Raw genomic sequence first — 19059 nt, 5'->3', positions numbered from 1 at the left:
TCATTGAGCCACAGAATCGCCGCTGAGCCCTTGACAGGACCTCACCCGTAGGTGTCACGCGGACCGCGCCCAGGCGCGTGCCTGGGGCCGTGTCGCCAGCTCGGAGCGTCCGGTCCCTTGATCCTGAGCCTCTTGACGACGCCGTTGCCCACACCCGCGGCGATCCGTTTGATCAGCTCGCGCTGCAGAAGGCGCAGCTGGGTGGCCCACGCCGTCGACGACGCCTGGACCGTCAGTTCCCCGTCACTGAGAGCGATCGGTGTCGCGTGCTCGGCGACGTCCTCACCCACTAATTTTGCCCAACGACCGAAGACCTGGCCACCCTGCAACTGCTCGACCCAGCCGCGGTCCGCCGCGATCCTGGACGCGATCCGGCCGAGCGGCTGGGGGTCGCGGTCGTCCGGGCCCGGGCCCGACCAGCGACGCCGCCGGCGGTTGACCGGACGGCCCGTCGACTTGCTCCCCGGCACCCGTCCGCGCGCCTTCGCGGCCGCCTTCGCCGCCTCCAGAGCGGCCCTGGCGAGGTCCGAACCCTTCAGCTGCTCACCCTCAGGTGTGAATGAACCTGTGGACAAGTCCGGATTTGTGACGGAGTTATCCACACCATCCACAGACTTGTCCCCAGATGTGTGGGCGGACACACCCGATCGAGCTACATGTGGGGGCTTCGAACCCCGAGAGTCAGCCTCCGAGTCAGACACGCCGTACCTCCCCGCCCTGTACCTCGAACCGGGCACCGACCAGTTCGTCCGGAACGTCCTCGGCCACCGCCGCGGTGATCAGCACCTGCTCGGCGGCAGCTGCCACCTTGGCCAGTTGCCGACGCCGGCCGCGGTCGAGTTCCGCGAACACATCGTCCAGCACGAGCACCGGTTCGATGCCGTCGACACGCATCAGTTCGTACCCGCCCAGCCGCAGGGCGAGGGCGAAAGACCATGACTCTCCGTGACTGGCGTAGCCCTTCGCCGGCAGTTCGCCGAGCGTCAGGTCCAGGTCGTCCCGGTGCGGACCGACGAGGCACACGCCCCGTTCGATCTCCTGCCGCCGCACGCGGTCCAGCTCGGCCAGCAGCAGGTCCTCGATGCTCTCCCTGTCCTCCGGCAGGTCGCCGACGCTCGACCGGTACGAGATGAGCGCCGGACGCGACTCCGGAGCGACCTCCGCGTACGCCGAGGTCACGTGGTCCGCCATGTCGCGGATCAGCTTCAACCGCGCGGCCAGGAGCTCCGCGCCGTGCTTGGCGAGATGCCCGTCCCAGACGTCGAGCGTCGACAGGTCCGCCGATCGGGAGTGCTTCACCGTCTTCAACAACGCGCTGCGCTGCTTCAGGACACGGTCGTAGTCACTGCGGACACCGGCGTAACGCGGTGTGCGCAGCACGAGCATCTCGTCGAGGAACCGCCGCCGGTCGCTCGGATCGCCCCGCACCAGAGAGAGGTCCTCCGGTGCGAACAGCACGGTGCGCAGGATCCCGAGCACGTCACGCGGACGCGGCACCGGACCCCGGTTGATCCGCGCCCGGTTCGACTTGCCGGCCGTGATCTCCAGTTCCACGAGCAGCTCGCGGTCGTCGTTGACCACGGCCGCCCGCACGACGGCGCGCTGGGCGCCGTGCCGGATCAGCGGCCCGTCGCTGGAGACGCGGTGCGAACCCAGCGTCGCCACGTACCCGATCGCCTCGACCAGGTTCGTCTTGCCCTGGCCGTTGCGCCCGACGAGCACCGACGCGCCGGGCTCGAGCTCCAGGTCGGCGAGCTCCCAGGACCGGAAGTCGCTGACCTGGAGATGTCTGACGTGCACTCTCGCTAGCCCTGGGTGCTGCCGCCGCCGGACGACGGTCCGGCGAGGTGCACCGAGTGACCGCCGAACTGGTTGCGCAGCGCGGCGACCGCACGCATCGCGGGCGAGTCCTCCTGCCGCGACTGGAACCTCGCGAAGAGCGCGGCGGAGATCACCGGGAGCGGCACCGCGTTGTTGATGCCCTCCTCGACGGTCCACCGGCCCTCACCCGAGTCCTCGACGTACCCGCGCAGGTCGTCGAGCTCCGGGTCGGACTCCAGCGCGCGCACCAGCAGGTCGAGCAGCCACGAGCGCACGACCGTTCCGCGCTGCCAGGCCGAGATCACGGCGGGCACGTTGTCCACGACGTCGGTCTTGTCGAGCAGCTCGAAGCCCTCGGCGTACGCCTGCATCAGGCCGTACTCGATGCCGTTGTGGACCATCTTCGAGTAGTGGCCGGCGCCGACCTTGCCCGCGTGCGCGAAGCCCTCCTCGCGGGGACCCTCCGGACGCAGCGCGTCGAAGATCGGCATCGCGAGCTCGACGTGCGCGGCGTCGCCGCCGACCATCAGCGCGTAGCCGTTCTCGAGGCCCCACACACCGCCGGACACACCGCAGTCGACGTAGCCGATCTCCTTCTCCGCCAACAGGTCCGCGTGGACCCGGTCGTCGGTGAACTTGGAGTTGCCGCCGTCGATGACGAGGTCACCCGGCGACAGGAGCTCGGACAGCTCCTTCACGGTGTTACGGGTGATGTCGCCGGCGGGCACCATCACCCACACCACGCGCGGCGCTTCGAGCTTGGACACCATGTCCGCCAGCGACTCCGAGTCGCTGACCTCGGGGTTGCGGTCGTAGCCGATCACCTCGTGACCGGCCCGGCGCACCCGCTCGCGCATGTTGAAACCCATCTTGCCGAGGCCGACGAGTCCGAGCTGCACGGTGTTCTCCCCTGTGTTCTTCTGGTACCCGGTAAGGGTTTTCTCAGCCGGGAAGGCGAACGGGCATGAGCAGGTACAGGTAGCCCGGCGCCACGTTCCCATCCTCGTCCACCGGCTTCAGCAATGCCGGTCGGCTGGGTGTGGTGAAGGACAAGTGGACTTTCTGCGTGCGGACCGCACCGAGTCCGTCGAGCAGGTAGCCCGGGTTGAACGCGATGGTGACCGCGTCGCCGGTGTACTCGACGGGGAGCTCTTCCTCGGCCGAACCCTCGTCGTCGCCACCGGCGGACAGGCGCAGACCGCCGTCGACGAACTCGAGGCGCACCTGCGTGCCGCGCTCGGCGACGAGCGACACGCGCTTGATCGCCTGCTGCAGCGCGTCGATGTCGATGATCGCCGCGGCGCTGTGCTCGGACGGCAGCAACTGGCGGTACTTCGGGAAGTCCGCGTCGAGCAGGCGGGTGGTGGTCCGCTTGCCGGAGCCGGAGAGACCGAGCAGTCCGTCGTTGGCCGCGAGCGACATCTCGACCTTGCTGCCGGACGAGCCGAGCGTCTTGGCCGCGTCGCCGAGCGTGCGGGCCGGGACGAGGACCGCGACCTCCCCGAGGGTTGCGTCCGGCTCCCAGGGGAACTCCCGCATGGCGAGCCGGAACCGGTCGGTGGCGACGAGGGTCAGCTTGCCCTCGCCGATCTCGACGCGGACGCCGGTCAGCATCGGGAGCGTGTCGTCCTTGCCGGCCGCGACGGCGACCTGGCTGACCGCCTCACCGAAGACCTCGCCGGGGAGTTCACCGATCAACTGGGGCATCGAGGGCAGGGCCGGGTAGTCCTCGACCGGCATCGTCGGGAGGCTGAACCGGGCACTGCCACAGGTGATCATCATCCGGGCGCCGTCGACCGCGATCTCGACGGGGTGGTTCGGCAGCGCCTTGGTGATGTCGGCGAGAAGACGCCCGGAGACCAGAGCGCGGCCACCGTCGGCGATCGTCGCCGGGACACCGACCTGAGCGGAGACCTCGTAGTCGAACCCGGACACCGTCAGCGAATCGTCAGACTCCGCGTCGAGCAGCACGCCGCCCAGCACGGGGACCGGCGGACGGGACGGAAGGCTGCGAGCGACCCAGGCGACAGCGTCGGCCAGGCCGTCGCGTTCGACGCGGATCTTCATGAGGCGTCCTTTCCTCGACAGTCGACAAGCCCAACCACGACAACGTGCCAGTGGGGGTTAGGGAGCCTCGACCTCGGCTGACCGAGGTGCGGAGCAACCACGTTAGAGCGTCCTGGCCCTTCCCGTCACTTCGGGGTTCGGGCACCGATCCCCGGGAGCTGTCCACCGCTGTTTTGCTTTTGAGTTCTTCCTAGAAGAGATCAAACAGCAGTAACAGTAAGGGTTGTGGATTGTGGGGACAGCCCTTGAACATGCAGGTCAAGGGGGCAGTCACCATGTGGACTAAGGGGGGACAGCACCCGGGGACAGATCGACGCACCCGGGGACAACCAGTTGTGCACAGCCGGCGATCCACAGATCGTCCACAGTTGTCCCCGGGTGCGTCCCCGGGTGCGGGCCAGTTGTACCCGGGTGTTCAACAGGCTTCTGTGGCCAGATCGTGGCCGGGGCCACAGACTTTTCCAGTTGTCCCCACCCCTTCGAGTGCCGGGGGCGAACAGAAAGCCTCGCCGCGCGGCGGATCGAGCCTCGTCTACCTGGGTACGTGTGCGGCGCGTGGTGGTGGTTGGAGCCGCACGGACTGATGCAGTCCCATCGTTGCGCCGAAGCCGTCCCCGGGTGTTGGCCGTCGAGCCGCGGCCAACACCCGGGTGCTCGCCTCTCGCCCCGCCGGTCGCGTCCCCAGGCGCCGGGGTCCGGTCGCCCGCCCCGTCTCGGGCACGCGAAAAGGGGCCCTCCGCGATGGAGGACCCCTTCGTTGCCACCCGGGCGAGATCAGGGAGTGTGGCGGGCGCGCTGCTTGATGCGCGACGTCAGCTCCTGCACCTGGTCGTAGATCCGCCGGCGTTCGGCCATCTCCTTGCGGATCTTCTTGTCCGCGTGCATGACCGTCGTGTGGTCGCGGCCGCCGAACGTCTGGCCGATCTTCGGCAGCGACAGGTCGGTCAGTTCCCGGCACAGGTACATGGAGATCTGCCGTGCCTGCGCGAGCGCCTTCGTCTTGCCGGGGCCGCACAGGTCGTCGATCGAGACCTGGAAGAACTCGGCGGTGACCGCCATGATCATCGGTGCGGTGATCTCAGGCGCGTGCGAGTCGGGGATCAGGTCGCGCAGCACGATCTCGGCGAGCTGGATGTCGACCGGCTGCCGGTTGAGCGACGCGAACGCCGTGACGCGGATGAGCGCGCCTTCGAGCTCGCGGATGTTCCGCTCGATGCGGGAGGCGATGAACTCCAGCACGTCGGCCGGGGCCGCGAGCCGGTCCTGCGCCGCCTTCTTGCGGAGGATCGCGATCCGGGTCTCCAGCTCGGGCGGCTGGATGTCCGTGATCAGGCCCCACTCGAACCGCGTGCGCAGACGGTCTTCCAGCGTCTCCAGCCGCTTGGGCGGCCGGTCGCTCGACACCACGATCTGCTTGTTCGTGTTGTGGAGCGTGTTGAACGTGTGGAAGAACTCCTCCTGCGTACCTTCCTTGCCCTCCAGGAACTGGATGTCGTCGACGAGCAGGACGTCGATGTCCCGGTAGCGGCGCTGGAAGGCGACCTTGCGGTCGTCACGCAGCGAGTTGATGAAGTCGTTGGTGAACTCCTCGGTTGACACGTACCGCACGCGCATGCCGGGGAACAGGCGCTGGGCGTAGTGCCCGACGGCGTGCAGCAGGTGCGTCTTGCCGAGACCGCTCTCGCCCCAGATGAAGAGCGGGTTGTACGCCCTGGCCGGAGCCTCGGCCACCGCGACGGCCGCGGCGTGCGCGAACCGGTTCGAGGCGCCGATGACGAACGTGTCGAAGTTGTACTTCTCGTTCAGCCGGGTCTGCGACGGCGACGGGTTCGCGGGCCGCGTGTACGGCAGGTTCGCGTTCGGCGCCGCGGCGACCGCCGCGTTGGCGGTGTTGAAGGTCGGCCAGATCTCGGTGACGGCGGCGAGCGCGTCGCCGGCCTCGTCGACCTCTTCCTCGGCACCGTCGGCGGCGACCGCGTCCTCCGTGATCACGGAGCCGGGCGTGTCGCCGTTCGCGGTGCCGGGAACCGGCGGGATCTGGACCGGCGCCACGGGCTGGATCGCCTGGACCGGGATGGGCGTGGTGGGCGGGCTCATGGGACTCACCGGCTCCGGCGAGTCGACCTTCACCGCGAGCGAGACCGTACGGCCCAGCCTGCGGGAGAGCGCCGCGGTGATCGGGTCGCGCAGTGCGCGTTCGATCGCCTCTTTCGCGAAGTCACTGGGAGCAGCGAGCAGTGCCGTTCCATCCAGCAACCCGATCGGACGGGTGACCCTCATCCACGCGCGCTGCTGGGGGGACAGGTGGCTGGTCGCCAGTTCCTGCACCACCTCGGCCCACACGAGACCAAGATCGACCTGCTGGTTCGACACCTCCGCGCTCCCCTCCCCTCCACCGGAGCCCAAGACTCCACACGTGGACACGGAGAATAGAGGTATCCACAGAGTTATCCACAACTGTGCACTAAAAGGTGCGTTGTGTTGCCGGTCGGTGGCGGCTCCCACGCCAGCCCGGCACGCGCGAAGGACGAACGGTAACAAGGCCCGGCACCCCCCACAAGACGTGGCGTGGCCCACCCCGATTTGGTTGCCGCACCCGGGCATGCGTACCCTCGTACGAGTCTCCCGCTTGCGACGGGCGCCTTTCGCGCGCCTACGTCCACTGCCGTCGGGGACAACCACAAGGCTTTTGTCAGCAGTGAAGCACCGGGAGACCGACCGTGAGCAAGGGTAAGCGCACCTTCCAGCCCAACAACCGCCGCCGCGCGAAGACGCACGGCTTCCGGCTGCGCATGCGGACCCGCGCCGGCCGCGCCATTCTGGCCGCGCGCCGCAGCAAGGGCCGTGCCACTCTGTCCGCCTGACCGCGGCTGGTAAGCGCAGCGTCGTCGTGCTACCACCGGCCGCCCGGCTCACCCGCAGCCAGGACTTCGGCCTGGTGGTCCGCCGAGGCCGCCGCGCCGGACGACCCCGGTTGGTCGTCCACGTCTTGAAGCCTGACGTGCCCACCTTGGATTCGTCCAAGGTGGGCTTCGTCGTGAGCAAGGCAGTGGGCAACTCGGTGGTCCGCCACCGTGTCTACAGGCGCCTGCGCCACGTGGTGCGTCCCGCGCTGGCAGAGATGCCGCCGGGAACTCTCGTCGTGGTCCGGGCGTTGGCTCCAGCAGCCGAGGCGTCGAGTTCCGAGCTCGCCGCCGATTTCTCTTCTGCCCTGCGCAAGGTGCTGCGATGACCACGTTGCCCGCGAAGGTCGCGCTGCTGCCGGTGCACTTCTACCGGAAGTTCATCTCGCCGCTGCTGCCGCCGACATGCCGCTTCTACCCGAGTTGCAGTGCGTACGCGGTGGAAGCCCTGACAGTCCACGGCGCACTTCGAGGAACCTGGCTGACCATCCGCCGGTTGCTGCGCTGCGGACCCTGGCACCCTGGAGGCCTGGACCCCGTTCCGCCGAGGCGGCAGGTCCCCGACGTATCCACCGAGGAGTAGCTCCCGTGCTCAACTTCATCTACTACCCGGTGTCCTTCATCTTGTGGTGTTGGCACTGGGTGTTCGGCAAGGTCTTCGGTGAGTCGAGCGGCTTCGCCTGGGCGCTGGCCGTGATCTTCCTGGTCTTCACCCTCCGCGCCATCCTCTTCAAGCCGTTCGTCGGCCAGGTGCGCTCCATGCGGAAGATGCAGGAGTTCGCGCCGGAGATGCAGAAGATCAAGAAGAAGTTCCCGAACGACCGCCAGCGCCAGGCGCAGGAGATGCAGAAGCTGCAGTCCGAGCACGGCGTCAACCCGCTCGGCGGCTGCCTGCCGATGCTGGTGCAGATCCCGGTGTTCATCGGTCTGTTCCACGTGCTGCGCTCGTTCAAGCCCGGCTGGGGCGAGGTCTACTTCTTCGACAAGCAGGGCGTCGACTCGTTCGTCAACGCCAAGCTCTTCGGCACGAACCTCTCGACGTTCATCACGATGCCGGGCGACCAGCTGGCCCAGTACGGCACCGAGCGCCTGAACGTCATCCTGCTGTCGGTGCCGCTGATGATCGTGGCGTCCATCGCGACCCACTTCACGGCCCGCCACTCGGTCGCCCGCCAGAACCAGGCCGCGCTGGACAACCCGCAGACGGCCATCATGAACAAGCTGACGCTCTGGATCTTCCCCCTGGGCGTCCTGGCCGGTGGCTTCTTCTTCCCCGTCGCGATCCTGCTGTACTGGCTGTCCAACAACGCGTGGACCCTCGGCCAGCAGCACTTCGTCTACAAGCGCATCGACTCCGAGGAAGAGGAGAAGAAGGCCACGGTCGTCGAGACCCGTCAGGCCCTCGCTCCGAAGCCCGGCGCGAAGCCGGTCAACCCGAAGAAGCCCGCCCCCGGAGCCAAGCCGGCCAACGGCGCCAAGCGCATGCCGACCGCGGGCCCGAGCGGAGCGCCGAAGGCTTCCCCGGACGCCGGCAACGGCAACGCGAACACCGACATCCCCGGCCTGACCCCAGGCCGATCCACCAGCAAGAAGCCGGGCAGCAAGAAGCGCCGCTGATTTCGGGCGTTGCCCCGGAGAGGAGACATCGTGTCGGAGACCTTGCAGGCGACCGACGACGTGGAGGCGTCGTCGGAGGCCGCGGCCGAGTCCGAGAACACGGCCGAGCCGCAGTCGCAGAGCAAGACCGAGGACCTGCTCGTCCAGGAAGGCGACATCGCAGGCGACTACCTCGAGCGCCTGCTCGACCTGCTCGACTACGACGGCGACATCGACCTGGACGTGGAGAGCGGCCGGGCCATCGTCAGCATCGACGGCGGCGAAGACCTCGCCAAGCTGGTGGGCCCCCGAGGCAACGTCCTCGAGTCGCTCCAGGAACTCACCCGCCTGGCAGTCCAGCAGGAAACGGGGGTCCGCTCCCGCCTGATGCTGGACATCGCCCAGTGGCGAGCGGGCCGCCGGGCAGAACTGGCGGAGATGGGCAAGACCACCGCAGAGAAGGTGGCCGCCTCAGGCGAACGCGCCCGCCTGCATCCCATGACCCCGTTCGAGCGCAAGGTCGTCCACGACGCCGTTGCCACGGTCGCGGGCGTGCACAGCGAGAGCGAAGGCGAGGAGCCGCAGCGCCGGGTCATCATCTTCCCGAAGCCCTGACAGCTTCCGCATTCCACGGCCCCTGGTTCCACCGGAATCAGGGGCCGTTTGCTGTCCCGGACAGAACGAGCAAGAGACGGAACAGGAAGCAAGCGAAGCCAGACGCCGAGCAGTACGGGCAGACCCCGCCTGCCGTCAGCACACGATCGGTTGAGGGCCCGCCACAACAGAAGCTCAACAACGGGACACTGCACCCGGTGCCGACATGTCGACACGACACGAAGACCGGACGCGATGACCAAGGAACCGCGCGGTCAGGGCAACGGCGAAGCCGAGCCACCCTGCCATCCAACGCAACGGCGAAGCCGAGGCGTGTGAACCTTGGTCTGCTGGTCAAGCGGTCATGAAGCGACCACCGCACTGCGATTGGGGCTTGACCTTGAGTGGGCGGGATGCTCCCCTCATGGGCACGGCCGGGCGCTTTTCAGCCCGGCCTTTTCCGGCCGTTTAAGCATCCCGCCAGAGGCTCAAGGTCAAGCCCCAATCGCTATCGTCGCGAAGCGGCGATGACCGGCACCGGCCCGGTCCTGCCTGAGCGACCACCCAAACAAGGCGACCCGAGCGCATTGGTGACCCACCCCGCTGGGACGCGACAGGCCACCGCAAGCCGACCCGCGCACTGCCTAACCCCCAGCCCCTCGCAAGGCGACCGCCCGCACGGCAGGCGACCACCCCGCTGGAACCGGCGCCCGCCCTCGCAACCCAACCCTGCCGCTGCCACCCGCCGGCTGCACCCCAGCCGTTCACAGACAAAGCCAGCCGCCCATGGACAAGTCAGCAAACCTACGCCAATCAGCCACCCACACGCACAGTCAGCCCCACGCCAAGTCAGCCACCCCACGGCACCCCACGTGTTCCACGTGAAACACCTACCCCCGCCCCTCCCACCAAGCAGCCAACCACTCCCCCTGCTCAACGGTGTCCGGCACAACCCGCCCCCGAGCCGCCGAAATCCACTCCCAAGCCTCCCCAGGCGAAACCCCATCCATCCCCAACAACAACCCAGCCAACAATGAAGACCGCCCCACCCCAGCCCAACAGTGGAACACCACATGCGCCCCACCCACATACAACGAGTGGAGCGGAGCAACCACCCCCACAGCCGCCCCAACATCCGGCACAGACCGATCCGGAATCGGCAAGCACACGTACCGCATCCCAGCAGCGACCACCACCCGCTCCTCATCCACCAGATCGCACTCGATCCGCTCCTCATCGGTCTGCGCCGACACGAGCACATCAACCCCAACCCGACGCAGCCCGCGAACCTTGCCCTCCAGCAGTCCCCCGCCGGCCGGATGCCCCATCGTCGAAACCGTCCCCGGACCAAGCCGGGCGACCGTGTAGAGCGTCGGATGCAACTTTCCCCCAAGTTTGACGTGAAACGGCGCTCAGGATTTGGCGCGGCACGCGGTCGATCCGTCATGATGGTGCCCTGGCATTCGCCAGCTTTTCCACCGGCCGCTGGGAACACCGCCGCCGCGTGGTTTCACGTGAAACGCGGACGGAGAACATGGCCGGGGAGTTGCCCGACAGCGCGAAGCTCGTCTTCGGTGAGCACGTTGAGCGTGCCGCTGAGTTTGTCCGGCTCCTGGAGGAGCACGGCGTCGAGCGTGGACTCATTGGTCCCCGTGAAGTCGAGAAGATTTGGGATCGGCACGTGCTGAACTCGGCGGTGATCGAGGAGCTGTTCCAGCCCAACGAACGTGTCGTGGACGTGGGCTCGGGCGCCGGGCTGCCGGGGGTGCCGCTCGCCATCGCGCGACCCGACCTGAGGATCACGCTTCTCGAGCCGATGGCGCGCCGCATCGCGTGGCTCGAGGAAGTGAAGGAACGGCTCCAGCTCGACAACGTGACGGTCCTCCGGGGACGCGCGGAGGAAGGGCCCATCCGCAAGCAGTTGCTGAACTGCGACGCCGCGACGGCGCGGGCGGTGGCTCCGCTGGAGAAGCTGACGAAGTGGTGCCTTCCGCTGCTCCGGGGCGGCGGGCGGATGGTTGCGCTCAAGGGCGAGCGTGCGCAGGAGGAGCTCGAACGCGACGGCGAGGCGGTGCTCAAAGCCGGGGGCGCCAACGCACACGTCGTCGTCGTGGGAGCGGATGTACTTGAGGTGCCTACGACGGTGCTCATCGTGGAGCGCCAGACGCGGAGGGATCGTTGAGCGTGTACCCGGAGTTCCAGGCTGCCGATGTTCCACGTGAAACGAAGCCTCCCAAACACCAAGCCAAGCCGACCAACAACGGAGATGACAGCGCCGTGGTGTGGACCCCGATTGCAGAAGAGGCGGCTCGTGCGGCAAGCGTGCTGCACCCCGACGAGTCACTGCTCCCCCGCCCGACCCATCGCCGGGTGATGACCGTCGCCAACCAGAAGGGTGGCGTCGGCAAGACGACGAGCACGGTGAACCTCGCTGCCGCGCTCGCCATTCACGGACTCAAGACGCTCGTGATCGACCTCGACCCGCAGGGCAACGCCAGCACGGCGCTCTCCGTCGAGCACCGCAGCGGCACGCCGTCCGTCTACGAGGTGTTGCTCGGTGAGATCTCCATCGCCGAGGCGGCTCAGGTCAGCCCGACGTCACCGAACCTCTTCTGCGTGCCCGCGACGATCGACCTCGCGGGTGCCGAGATCGAACTCGTCTCGATGGTGGCGCGCGAGTCGCGGCTCAAGGAGGCGCTCTCCTCCGAGGCGCTCGACCAGCTGCAGCCGGACTACGTCTTCATCGACTGCCCGCCGAGCCTCGGTCTGCTGACCGTCAACGCGATGGTCGCGGCGCAGGAGGTGCTGATCCCCATTCAGTGCGAGTACTACGCGCTGGAGGGGCTGAGCCAGCTGATCCGCAACATCGAGCTCGTGCAGCAGCACCTCAACCCCGACCTCGCGATCTCCACGATCCTCCTCACCATGTACGACGGACGCACGAAGCTCGCCGACCAGGTGACCAGTGAGGTGCGCGGTCACTTCGGCGACGTCGCCCTCCGGACGGTGATTCCGCGCAGCGTGAAGGTCTCCGAGGCGCCAGGATTCGGGCAGACGGTGCTGACGTACGACCCGGGCTCGCGCGGGTCGATGAGTTACCTCGACGCCGCCAAAGAGATCGCGATCCGCGGGGCCAAGAAGGAGGGCGCATGACGGAGCAGCGCAAGGGCGGGCTCGGGCGCGGTCTCGCCGCACTCATCCCGCAGGGTCCGCCGGCCGGTGCGCCGAGCACGATCCGGCCCGCGATGGGCGGCAACGGGTCCACCAAGACCCTGACCCAGCAGCCGGCCGGTGAGGTCGCGGGTGCCATCTACCGCGAGATCGCGGTCACGGCGATCAGGACCAACGCCAAGCAGCCGCGCCAGGTGTTCGACCAGGATGCGATCGACGAGCTCTCGTTCTCCATCAAGGAGTTCGGGCTCATGCAGCCGATCGTGGTCCGCGAACTGACCGCGGACACCTTCGAGCTCGTCATGGGCGAGCGCCGGTGGCGGGCCACGCAGCAGGCCGGGCTCAAGACGATCCCGGCCATCGTCCGGCAGACCGCCGACGACGTCATGCTGCGCGACGCGCTGCTGGAGAACATCCACCGCGTTCAGCTCAACCCGCTCGAAGAAGCGGCGGCGTACCAGCAGTTGCTGGAGGAGTTCGGCGTCACGCACGAGGAACTCGCGGACCGCATCGGCCGCAGCCGCCCCGTCGTCACGAACACCATCCGGCTGCTGAAGCTCCCCCTCCCCGTTCAGCGGCGGGTGGCGGCGGGTGTGCTGAGCGCCGGCCACGCGCGGGCACTTCTCGGTCTGGACGACGCGGGAGCGCAGGAAGACCTAGCGGCACGGATCATCGCCGAGGGCATGTCGGTCCGCGCGACCGAAGAAGCGGTGACGGTCGCCAAGAACGAGAGGCCGAAGAAGGAGAAGGCCGCGCCGCGCAAGCAGCTGCACGCGCCCGGTCTGCAGGAGCTCGCCGAGCGCCTCTCGGACAACTTCGACACCCGCGTGAAGGTCGAACTCGGGCAGCGAAAAGGCCGGATCGTCGTCGAATTCGGGTCAGTTGATGATCTTCAAAGGATCATCAGCATGATGAGCCCAGAAACGACAATTCGGACATCGGAGTAGGCCCATAGGATCGCACCAGGGCCTTATGTCACGGTGACGATGACGCCCCGCATTCAATTGGATACGGGGCGTCACCTATGAACAGAGATCAACGAGCGACAGCACGCTCGATCAAACCGGCGTAGATCTCGCCCAACGACTGCCCCGCCGCCTCGACGGCCATCGGCAGGAGCGACGTCTCGGTCAGTCCCGGCGACACGTTCACTTCGAGGAAGTAGACGGTCCCGTCCTCGGCCACGATGGCGTCGGTGCGCGACACGTCCCGCAGCCCGAGCAGCCGGTGTGCCGCCACCGCGAGCTCCCCCACCACCTTGGCCGAGGCCGCGTCCAACCGAGCCGGCGCGTGGAAGTCCGTCAGCCCCGCGGTGTACCGAGCGGTGTAGTCGTAGACCCCGGTCTCCGGAACGATCTCGACGGCCGGCAGCGCGTACGGACCCTCCGGGCCGTCGACCACCGCGACCGCCACCTCCACCCCGGAGATGAACTGCTCGGCCAGCACGGTGTCCCCGTACGCCAGGCAACCGACCATCGCCGGCGGCAGCTCCGCGGCGTCACGGACGACCTGGGCGCCCAGCGCCGAGCCACCCTGGTCCGGCTTCAGCATCAACGGCAGCCCCAGCGTCGAGACCATCGCGTCGAGCACCGGCTTGGCACCCAGCTCCCGGAACGTCGCGTGCGGCAGCACCACCCACTCCGGCGTCGCCAGCCCGGCACGGGCGAGTTCGGCCTTCGCGGTCGGCTTGTCCCACGCCCGCCGGCACGCCCGCGAGTCGGTGCCCACGTACGGCACCCCGAACATCTCGAGGATCGCCTGGACCGATCCGTTCTCGCCCTCGCCACCGTGCAGCGCGACGACGACGGCGTCCGGCCGGTTGTCCCGCAACCGCGTCAGCAACGACGCGTCGGCGTCCCACTCCTCCACCGTCACGCCCGCGGACCGCAGGGCGGCCGACAACCGGCGGCCGGAGCGGATCGAGACTTCACGTTCGTGGGAAAGCCCACCGGACAGCACAGCGACCATGCGGTCAGCCACAGCAGAACTCCAAGGATCAGGCGGTGTCGGGCGACGGGGTCTGCGGACCGGACAGCTGACGGCCCGGCGTCGCGCCGAAGGTCGCGGCCAGCTGCATCTCTTCCTCGATGACGTTCGCCAGGCGGCGGACGCCCTCGCGGATGCGTTCCGGCGTCGGGTAGCAGTACGAGATCCGCAACTGGCGGGAGCCGAAGCCGTCCGCGTAGAAGCCGGTGCCGGACGCGTACGCCACGCGGGCCGTCACGGCGCGGGGCAGCATCGCCTTGGTGTTGATGCCCTCCGGAACCGTCACCCAGACGTAGAAGCCGCCATCCGGAATGTTCCACGTGGAACCTTGCGGCATGTGCTGTTCGAGAGCGGAGATCGCCGCGTCCCGGCGTTCCCGGTACGCCTCGCGATAGGTCTTGATCTGGCCCTTCCAGTCCTGCGTCGACAGGTACCGGGACACGACCATCTGGTTCAGCGTCGGCGGGCACAGCGTGGCGGACTCGGCCGCCAGCACCAGCTTCTCGCGGACAGCGTGCGGAGCCAGCACCCAGCCGACCCGCAGACCGGCCGCGAACGTCTTCGAGAACGACCCGAGGTACACGACGTTGTCCGGGTCCATCGACCGCAGCGCCGGGTAGGTCTGCCCGTCGAACCCGAGCAGCCCGTAGGGGTTGTCCTCCACGACCAGCACGCCGTAGGTCCGGCAGATCTCCAGGATCTCGGCGCGCCGCGACACCGCCAGCGTCACGCCGGCCGGGTTGTGGAAGTTCGGGATCGTGTAGAGGAACTTGACCCGCTGACCGTTGCGCTTGCACGCCTCGAGGGCCTCTCGCAGCAACGACGGCACGAGCCCGTCGGCGTCCATCGCGACGTGCACGACCTGCGCCTGGTACGCGGTGAACGACCCCAGGGCGCCCACGTAGGAGGGTCCCTCGGCGATGACGACGTCACCGGGGTCGCAGAAGATCCGGGTGACCATGTCGAGGCCCATCTGCGAGCCCACGGTCACCACCACGTCGTCCGGGTGGCCGTTGATGCCTTCCAGTGCCATCACGTCGCAGATCTGCTCGCGCAGCATCGGGACGCCGTGCGCCGAGCCGTACTGCAGGGCCACCAGGCCCTCGGTGGCGACCAGCTGACCGATCTCCGCGGACAGCGACTCCAGGGGCAGAGCGGCCAGGTGGGGCATGCCACCGGCCAGCGATACGACCTCGGGACGGGACGCGACTGCGAAAAGTGCCCGGATCTCCGATGCCGTCATCCCTGCCGTGCGCGCTGCGTAGCGGCGGAGGTGGGGGTCAAGGCTTCTGGGGCCCTGCTTCGCGGGCTGTCCGGGCACAGTCATGTGGGACTCCTGTATAGGAAATGTCCCGAGCGAGTGTAACCGTCGTCCCGTTCAGGGCACGCGCCTTCCGGGTTCCGTCACATTCGCCTACCCTCGTATGGGTTCACTGTGTGTGTTAACGGGTGGAGGTCGGGGTGTCCCGTCGCGTCGTGGGCGTCACGCTGGACAACCTGGAGCATCTGTCCAAGCACAGCAGGACGTGCGTTTTCTGGGAGTTGGCTCCTCACCTGCGTGAACAGGCTGAGGAATACGGCGACACCGAATTCGAGAAGGAAGCCTGGGTCTCCAGCGTCCTGCTCGAGTGGGGTTCGTGCGGCCGCATCATCTACTGCGACGGCATCCCCGCTGGTTCGGTCTTCTACGCACCACCGGCCGCCGTTCCGCGCAGCTCCGCCTTCCCCACGTCTCCGGTGAGCCCGGACGCGGTCCTCATGACGTCGCTGGACGTCCTCCCGGAGTTCCGAGGGGGCGGACTCGCGCGAGTCCTCGTGCAGGCCGTGGCGAAGGATCTGACGCGTCGTGGCGTGAAGGCCATCGAGGCGTTCGGCGACATGCGCCCGGACGACGAAGGGGCCAGTTGCGTCACGCCGGCCGACTTCCTCACGAGCGTCGGCTTCAAGACCGTGCGGCCGCACCCGCGCTGGCCCCGGTTGCGGATGGAGCTCCGCAGCTCCATCACCTGGAAGGAAGACGTGGAGGCCGCTCTCGAACGGCTCCTCAACAGCGTCACAGTCTCCACCGCGGAACCCAGCTTCCGCCCGGCCTGAACCGCACGCGGGGCCCTTTCGTACTGACATGCAGTACGAAAGGGCCCCGCGTGCATTCAAGCAATCAGCCCTTGGCCATCTCGTAGCGCAGCAGGTCGTTGAACGTGAACGTGCCCGTCGGCTGGTCGTCCTTGCCGAGCAGGTAGAGACGCTTCACGGCCACGAGGATGCCCTCGGCCACGATGTCGCGGAACCCGGGAGTCGCCAGCCGGGCGCGGTCCTCCGCGTTCGTCAGGTAACCCACCTCGAGGCGGACGGCCGTGCAGCGGGTGAGCCGCAGCAGGTCCCACGTCTTCGGGTGCGAACCGCAGTTCGACATCGTCGTGCGGGCGGTGACCTCGCGCTGGATGAACCCGGCCAGCGCCTCACCGACCGTGGACGACGTGCCGTTGCCGGTGCCGTAGTGGAACGTCGCCACGCCCTGCGCGTTCGGCGACGAGTTGCCGTCGACGTGCAGGGAGAGGATCAGGTCGGCGCCTGCCTCGTTCGCGAACCGGGCGCGCTCGTTCTCGTCCGGGCAGTTGTCCGGCCCGCGCGTGAGCAGCGCCTCCATGCCGGTGGCGGCCATCTTGCCTTCGAGGCGACGGGCCAGGTCCAGCATCAGGTCGGCTTCGGACAGCCCGTCCACGACCACACCGCGGTCCTGGCCACCGTGGCCGGGGTCGATGACGATCCGCTTGCCGGACAGGCGCGAGCCCGCCCCGCGGAGCTTCTCCTGCTCGCGCAGCAGTTGCGGACGGCCGCCGCGGACCTTCGGCTGGAGCTGACGCAACGCGCGCACGGTGTCCGGACCGCACATGCCGTCCACGATCAGTCCGTAGTCGCGCTGGAAGTTCTTCAGCGCCTGTTCGGTCTGCTGGCCGAACACGCCGTTGGCGCGACCGGCGTCGTAGCCGAGCTCCAACATGCGTTCCTGCAGTGCCAGCACGTCGTCGCCGGTCGTCGGCTGCGACATCAGGAACGCGAGCGGCCGGTCCCCCAACCGGAACGTCGCGTCACGCAGCGAACGGTAGGTCGCCGGGCCGACGATGCCATCGATGATCAGCCCCCGCTGCTGCTGGAACGCGCGCACTGCGTGCTCGACCTGCTGGTCGAACACCGGCGGCGCCTGTGGGTCGGCCGGCGGAAGCAGTCCGAGCCTGGTCAGGGTCGACCGGATCTCGGCAACATCACTTCCGACGTCCCCGCGGCGGAGCAGCTGCATGCACCCTCGCTCGACTAGGGCGCCGAACTTGGTCGGCGCGTCAGTTGGGAAGCCTTCATTGTGCCCTGCTGCGCTAAGTGATCGATGCAGGGCTACTCACAGTTGTACCGAGGTCACGTTCACGGCCACGAAAACGAACGTGACCCGCCCGTCTTATCGATAGACGGGCGGGTCACGTTGCGCGTTGCAGAGAACTTCTCGTCCTCTGCAACTCCTCGGCTCAGGCCAGGACGTCCGACAGGTCCTTCAGCAGCGCGGCCTTGGGCTTCGCGCCGACGATCTGCTTCACCGGGCGACCGCCCTGGAACAGGATCAGCGTCGGCACGGACATGATCTGGTAGTCGCGGGCGATCGACGGGTTGGCGTCGATGTCGACCTTGGCGATGGTGATCTTCTCGCCGTGCTCGGCCGCGATCTCCTCCAGCACCGGGGCAACCATCTTGCACGGGCCGCACCAGGTCGCCCAGAAGTCGACCAGCACGGGCTTCTCGCTGGTCAGCACGTCGTCCGCGAACGACTTGTCGGTCACCGTGACGGTGGCGCCTGCCATGTTGATCTCCCTAAAAGACTCGCAGAAGGAACTTCAGTTGCTCTTGCCGTAGCCGCCACCGACGGCCTCGGCGGCGATCTCGGCCTGCTCGGTGCCGTGCTCGGCGAGCCACCGCTCCGCGTCGATCGCAGCGCTGCAACCGGAGCCGGCGGCGGTGATCGCCTGACGGTATTCGTGGTCGACCAGGTCGCCGGCGGCGAACACGCCGTCGAGGTTCGTGTACGAGGACTTGTCCTTGGTCAGGACGTAGCCCTCCGCGTCGAGGTCGACCTGGCCCTTGACCAGCGCCGAGCGCGGGTCGTGGCCGATCGCGAGGAAGAAACCGGTGACGGGCAGCTCGGACTCGGCGCCGGTCTGGGTGTCCTTGATCTTGATCGACGACACGGTGCCGTCACCGAGAACGTCGGTGACCTGCGTGTTCAGCTGCCACTTGATCTTCTCGTTGGCGCGGGCGCGCTCCAGCATGACCTTCGAGGCGCGGAACTCCTCGCGGCGGTGGATGACCGTCACGGACTTGGCGAAGCGCGTGAGGAACGTCGCCTCCTCCATCGCCGTGTCGCCGCCGCCGACCACGGCGATGTCGTGGTCGCGGAAGAAGAAGCCGTCGCACGTCGCACAGGCGGACACACCGCGGCCGAGCAGCTCCTGCTCGCCGGGGATGTTCAGGTACCGGGCCGCGGCACCCATCGCGAGGATGACTGCCTTGGCCTCGTACTCGACGCCGTTCGCGACGACCTTCTTGATCTCCCCGGTCAGCTCGACCGACTCGACGTCCTCGGCGCGCAGCTCCGCACCGAAGCGGGTGGCCTGCTCGCGCATCTGCTCCATGAGCTCGGGGCCCATGATGCCGTCGCGGAAGCCCGGGTAGTTCTCGACCTCGGTCGTCGTCATGAGGGCGCCGCCGTACTGCGAACCCTCGAAGACCAGGGGCTCCAGCTGCGCGCGTGCCGCGTAGACCGCCGCGGTGTACCCCGCCGGTCCCGATCCAATGATGATCACGTTGCGCACGCTCACGGCTCTGCAACTCCTCGATCTCGTCGTCTGACTGGCTCAACGGATCGTAGGTGCAGCTA

Annotated in this window: 20 protein-coding genes; 9 read left to right on the top strand and 11 right to left on the bottom strand. The window is 68.0% G+C overall.

Going from position 1 to position 19059, the window contains the following annotated elements; all coding sequences use genetic code 11:
• Positions 1-41 precede the first annotated feature (41 nt).
• From AB0M48_RS31205 to dnaA, 5 genes are all read right to left on the bottom strand, one after another.
• Positions 42-575 (bottom strand): DciA family protein, encoded by a 534-nt coding sequence (locus AB0M48_RS31205; RefSeq protein ID WP_363848851.1) that lies wholly within the window; start codon positions 573-575, stop codon positions 42-44.
• A 118-nt stretch (positions 576-693) separates the two neighbouring features.
• Positions 694-1800, bottom strand: a complete 1107-nt coding sequence (gene recF / locus AB0M48_RS31200; protein ID WP_363848850.1) for a DNA replication/repair protein RecF — start codon at positions 1798-1800, stop codon at positions 694-696.
• A 5-nt stretch (positions 1801-1805) separates the two neighbouring features.
• The gene (gene gnd, locus AB0M48_RS31195) at positions 1806-2720 is read right to left on the bottom strand and encodes a phosphogluconate dehydrogenase (NAD(+)-dependent, decarboxylating) (RefSeq protein ID WP_363848848.1); all 915 of its coding nucleotides are present in this window, start codon (positions 2718-2720) and stop codon (positions 1806-1808) included.
• A 43-nt stretch (positions 2721-2763) separates the two neighbouring features.
• On the bottom strand, positions 2764-3888 hold the full coding sequence (gene dnaN, locus AB0M48_RS31190) for a DNA polymerase III subunit beta (protein WP_363848846.1): 1125 nt from the start codon (positions 3886-3888) through the stop codon (positions 2764-2766).
• A gap of 774 nt (positions 3889-4662) precedes the next feature.
• Positions 4663-6261 (bottom strand): chromosomal replication initiator protein DnaA, encoded by a 1599-nt coding sequence (dnaA, locus tag AB0M48_RS31185; protein WP_363848844.1) that lies wholly within the window; start codon positions 6259-6261, stop codon positions 4663-4665.
• Between the two features lie 347 nt (positions 6262-6608).
• Here dnaA and rpmH point away from each other — a divergent pair, with 347 nt between their 5' ends.
• The 5 genes from rpmH to AB0M48_RS31160 are packed head-to-tail and all read left to right on the top strand — an operon-like array spanning position 6609 to position 9002.
• Complete coding sequence (gene rpmH, locus AB0M48_RS31180) at positions 6609-6752, top strand: 50S ribosomal protein L34 (protein ID WP_030465619.1); 144 nt, start codon at positions 6609-6611, stop codon at positions 6750-6752.
• A gap of 26 nt (positions 6753-6778) precedes the next feature.
• Positions 6779-7120 (top strand): ribonuclease P protein component, encoded by a 342-nt coding sequence (gene rnpA / locus AB0M48_RS31175; protein ID WP_090006634.1) that lies wholly within the window; start codon positions 6779-6781, stop codon positions 7118-7120.
• Positions 7117-7374 carry a membrane protein insertion efficiency factor YidD gene (gene yidD / locus AB0M48_RS31170; protein WP_030480223.1) on the top strand — a complete coding sequence of 86 codons (258 nt, stop codon included), beginning with the start codon at positions 7117-7119 and terminating at the stop codon, positions 7372-7374. The genes rnpA and yidD overlap by 4 nt, the downstream gene beginning before the upstream one ends.
• A gap of 5 nt (positions 7375-7379) precedes the next feature.
• Entirely contained in the window at positions 7380-8408 is a 1029-nt protein-coding gene (gene yidC, locus AB0M48_RS31165; RefSeq protein WP_363848842.1) for a membrane protein insertase YidC, read from the top strand.
• A 30-nt stretch (positions 8409-8438) separates the two neighbouring features.
• On the top strand, positions 8439-9002 hold the full coding sequence (locus AB0M48_RS31160) for a R3H domain-containing nucleic acid-binding protein (protein ID WP_319983467.1): 564 nt from the start codon (positions 8439-8441) through the stop codon (positions 9000-9002).
• A gap of 869 nt (positions 9003-9871) precedes the next feature.
• On the opposite strand, the gene AB0M48_RS31155 is transcribed toward AB0M48_RS31160, so the two are convergent.
• Positions 9872-10159: a hypothetical protein gene (locus AB0M48_RS31155; RefSeq protein ID WP_363848979.1), complete on the bottom strand. Its 288-nt coding sequence runs from the start codon at positions 10157-10159 to the stop codon at positions 9872-9874.
• A gap of 356 nt (positions 10160-10515) precedes the next feature.
• Between AB0M48_RS31155 and rsmG the strand changes: the two genes are divergently transcribed.
• The 3 genes from rsmG (at position 10516) to AB0M48_RS31140 (ending at position 13099) form a co-directional block, all read left to right on the top strand.
• Positions 10516-11163: a 16S rRNA (guanine(527)-N(7))-methyltransferase RsmG gene (rsmG, locus tag AB0M48_RS31150; protein WP_319983466.1), complete on the top strand. Its 648-nt coding sequence runs from the start codon at positions 10516-10518 to the stop codon at positions 11161-11163.
• Between the two features lie 95 nt (positions 11164-11258).
• Positions 11259-12134 (top strand): ParA family protein, encoded by an 876-nt coding sequence (locus tag AB0M48_RS31145; protein WP_245983842.1) that lies wholly within the window; start codon positions 11259-11261, stop codon positions 12132-12134.
• Positions 12131-13099, top strand: a complete 969-nt coding sequence (locus AB0M48_RS31140) for a ParB/RepB/Spo0J family partition protein (RefSeq protein WP_363848840.1) — start codon at positions 12131-12133, stop codon at positions 13097-13099. Before AB0M48_RS31145 ends, AB0M48_RS31140 begins: the two co-directional genes overlap by 4 nt.
• Before the next feature lie 88 nt (positions 13100-13187).
• Here the strand turns inward: AB0M48_RS31140 and AB0M48_RS31135 are convergent, their stop codons facing one another.
• Complete coding sequence (locus AB0M48_RS31135) at positions 13188-14132, bottom strand: D-alanine--D-alanine ligase (protein WP_363848838.1); 945 nt, start codon at positions 14130-14132, stop codon at positions 13188-13190.
• Positions 14133-14148: 16 nt separating this feature from the next.
• Complete coding sequence (locus AB0M48_RS31130; RefSeq protein ID WP_363848837.1) at positions 14149-15465, bottom strand: PLP-dependent aminotransferase family protein; 1317 nt, start codon at positions 15463-15465, stop codon at positions 14149-14151.
• 134 nt (positions 15466-15599) lie between these two features.
• Here AB0M48_RS31130 and AB0M48_RS31125 point away from each other — a divergent pair, with 134 nt between their 5' ends.
• Positions 15600-16232 carry a GNAT family N-acetyltransferase gene (locus tag AB0M48_RS31125; protein WP_363848835.1) on the top strand — a complete coding sequence of 211 codons (633 nt, stop codon included), beginning with the start codon at positions 15600-15602 and terminating at the stop codon, positions 16230-16232.
• A gap of 64 nt (positions 16233-16296) precedes the next feature.
• Here the strand turns inward: AB0M48_RS31125 and AB0M48_RS31120 are convergent, their stop codons facing one another.
• The 3 genes from AB0M48_RS31120 to trxB all read right to left on the bottom strand — a co-directional run bounded on the left by AB0M48_RS31120 (position 16297) and on the right by trxB (position 19000).
• The gene (locus tag AB0M48_RS31120) at positions 16297-17436 is read right to left on the bottom strand and encodes an N-acetylmuramoyl-L-alanine amidase (RefSeq protein WP_363848833.1); all 1140 of its coding nucleotides are present in this window, start codon (positions 17434-17436) and stop codon (positions 16297-16299) included.
• A 220-nt stretch (positions 17437-17656) separates the two neighbouring features.
• Positions 17657-17986 (bottom strand): thioredoxin, encoded by a 330-nt coding sequence (gene trxA / locus AB0M48_RS31115; RefSeq protein ID WP_363848831.1) that lies wholly within the window; start codon positions 17984-17986, stop codon positions 17657-17659.
• 33 nt (positions 17987-18019) lie between these two features.
• Positions 18020-19000 carry a thioredoxin-disulfide reductase gene (gene trxB, locus AB0M48_RS31110; RefSeq protein ID WP_363848829.1) on the bottom strand — a complete coding sequence of 327 codons (981 nt, stop codon included), beginning with the start codon at positions 18998-19000 and terminating at the stop codon, positions 18020-18022.
• Positions 19001-19059: the final 59 nt, after the last annotated feature.

Source organism: Lentzea sp. NPDC051208, from assembly GCF_040682435.1.
Classification (GTDB): Bacteria; Actinomycetota; Actinomycetes; order Mycobacteriales; family Pseudonocardiaceae; genus Lentzea; species Lentzea kristufekii.
The sequence above is the reverse complement of the archived record's forward strand: the minus strand, read 5'-3'. Positions and strand labels throughout refer to the sequence as shown.

Bases quoted from the DNA above. Each gene is read 5' to 3' on its own strand.
- dnaN (WP_363848846.1), bottom strand. From the start codon at position 3,888: ATGAAGATCCGCGTCGAACGCGACGGCCTGGCCGACGCTGTCGCCTGG.
- yidD (WP_030480223.1), top strand. From the start codon at position 7,117: ATGACCACGTTGCCCGCGAAGGTCGCGCTGCTGCCGGTGCACTTCTAC.
- AB0M48_RS31155 (WP_363848979.1), bottom strand. From the start codon at position 10,159: ATGCGGTACGTGTGCTTGCCGATTCCGGATCGGTCTGTGCCGGATGTT.
- rsmG (WP_319983466.1), top strand. From the start codon at position 10,516: ATGGCCGGGGAGTTGCCCGACAGCGCGAAGCTCGTCTTCGGTGAGCAC.
- AB0M48_RS31140 (WP_363848840.1), top strand. From the start codon at position 12,131: ATGACGGAGCAGCGCAAGGGCGGGCTCGGGCGCGGTCTCGCCGCACTC.
- AB0M48_RS31130 (WP_363848837.1), bottom strand. From the start codon at position 15,465: ATGACTGTGCCCGGACAGCCCGCGAAGCAGGGCCCCAGAAGCCTTGAC.
- AB0M48_RS31120 (WP_363848833.1), bottom strand. From the start codon at position 17,436: ATGCAGCTGCTCCGCCGCGGGGACGTCGGAAGTGATGTTGCCGAGATC.
- trxA (WP_363848831.1), bottom strand. From the start codon at position 17,986: ATGGCAGGCGCCACCGTCACGGTGACCGACAAGTCGTTCGCGGACGAC.